The 2189-nt window shown below is 27.3% G+C and carries 2 protein-coding genes; both read right to left on the bottom strand.

The window, feature by feature from the left end; genetic code table 11:
- Window positions 1-435, bottom strand: a 435-nt coding sequence (locus tag AJ885_RS10025) for a hypothetical protein (protein ID WP_070281062.1), incomplete at its 3' end; no start/stop codon positions are given.
- Window positions 436-1965, bottom strand: a complete 1530-nt coding sequence (locus AJ885_RS10020; protein ID WP_070233466.1) for a DUF6402 family protein — start codon at window positions 1963-1965, stop codon at window positions 436-438.
- Window positions 1966-2189 lie beyond the last annotated feature (224 nt).

Here is a 2189-nt window from a genome sequence, read left to right as displayed (position 1 = left end):
CCAACTTAATTTTTTGCGTTTTTCTTCTGTGCTATAACATTTAAATAAATAAGCTTGCAATAAACAAGGAAGTATAAAAAATGTGATTGTAAAAAAAAACATAGTTATACAAGTCAAAAATCCAAAATAATTATATGCTTTATATTCTTGCGGTGACAATTCTTTAGCTTCTAGAGAGCTAAGTAATGCAAGATCCCTAGAAGTTTCAATACCATAGGTAAGATAAAATATGATAACAATAGCCATAAAAAAGATAATAAAATATACTAAAAAATAAGATTTTACAAATTCTTTTATGTTAATTCTCATCCAATAATTTAAAATAGAAAAGGCAATAAGAACACTTAAAGTTGTAAGATAAAATTTTATATTAGTAAAAGCAAGAATAAATCCAAATAAACCCCAAAAAATAGAAAATGTAATATCTTCTCCCATTTAAACTCCTGTATTATAAAGCACATTATAAGCTTTATCTTTAAAATCAAGTTTAGCGATAAAATCCTTGCTATAAAGTTTAAAGTCCAAACCATAAGGAGTGAATTTTTGATAGTCTTGGTAATCTTGATTGTAAAGATAGTATTGCTTGGTTTTTGGGGATTGTAGAATATCAGCAAAGGTTATTTGTGGTATAAAAAATAAATATTTCTTTGGTTTATAAGTTTCCATCTGTCTTGTAGAACCCCAAATACTAAAACTCTTTTCATTAAAATCCCAAGCTCCAACAGGTTGTCCTAGCTTGATAAAATTTCCCTTATCATCAAATTCATGTCCTTGATCTAAAAAATCAAAGCTATCATAAACATAAACAAGCATTTCATCAACGCGGTATGATACCTTTTCTCTATCTCCTTGAATTTCTTTTTTAATGCTTAATTTCGAAGGAACAAAATTAAAAGAAAATTTACCACTACAAGCATAAAGAGATAGATCTTGCATGAGTTCATCATAAGTTTGTTCCCCAATCTCCGATGTATCATAACCTAACATAGTGCTCATTGTCAATGGTTGCGTTCTTAAATATGTTTTAATAAACCAAGTAAGAGAAAATTCTGTATCAAATTGCTTTGCGATATTTACTTGTAAATTTTCCCGAATTTGTCTGAAAAACTCATCATCACCCACACCTATATATTGACAATTTAAAGTATCAAGCTCATAGGGCTTACAGTCTAAAATGCGTTTATAATCTTTTGAAATTTCATCATTTTCTTTAATGATGATATAAGATTCTTCATTTTTATCGCTTCGATTTTCTTTTATATCGATAGCAAAATCAAATTTATATTCTCCTTGAGGCAAATTTTTTAATATCAAAATATTATGAGTTTTTTGTAAGATTATTTCTATTTGCTTTGTAAAATTTTGAGTGTATATGTCTTCTTTTGTATGAAATTTTTTACTTAGTCTTTTTATTATAGGAAAATGAGAATAAAACTTATCCCAATCTAGCGTAGTGTAAAATTTAATAGAACGCCTTTCTTCTCTTACTTCATTTGTTTTATTATCTATATGGCGAGAAAAACGCTCTGAATTTTGCCTTAGTCTTTTCATCTCTTGGGTTTGTGTGTTGTTTGGATAAGGGGTATAATGTAAAATAAGGGGTTCTATACCTTTACTTTGTAAGAAATTTTGTATTTCTTTTAGTCTTTGTTCTGCTTGGGGATTATTAGGCTTATTTTGTTTTACGGGGAGATGATAATTTTGTATTGTATCTATCTTAGGGCTATTTTGCCACAATACTTGAAGTTGATAGCTAATAGCCCAACCTAGTGTTGCTATTTCATTATTGCTTTTTTGATAGTATTTAAATTCATTATAACAACACTCTAATTCTGTAGGTAAAACTGTTTCATCATATTGCAAAGTGCTAAAATTTATATTATTAATATAAATTTGGCTCTTTAAAGTTTCTTCATTAATATGTCCTACTGGAACAATGTTTTCCCAAAAAAGTTCTTCATCCATTATTTCATCCTATTGTTTTTATATTTTTTAGAAATTCCTTAAGCATGTTCTCATTTAAATTTATAGAATACCTAGTCCAGCACATTCTAGCATATTTATAAAGTTTCATATATTTGGCTTGTTTTCATATATTATTTTATCCTTTATGATTTGCATTTGAATTCATCTTTAGGAGAAAAATAATAACTAGGTGTATCTTGTTTTATAGTATTATCTTGATCTAA

This window comes from Campylobacter sp. BCW_6464 (genome assembly GCF_001762775.1).
GTDB lineage: Bacteria > Campylobacterota > Campylobacteria > Campylobacterales > Campylobacteraceae > Campylobacter_D > Campylobacter_D jejuni.
The sequence above is the reverse complement of the archived record's forward strand: the minus strand, read 5'-3'. Positions and strand labels throughout refer to the sequence as shown.

Bases quoted from the DNA above. Each gene is read 5' to 3' on its own strand.
- AJ885_RS10020 (WP_070233466.1), bottom strand. From the start codon at position 1,965: ATGGATGAAGAACTTTTTTGGGAAAACATTGTTCCAGTAGGACATATT.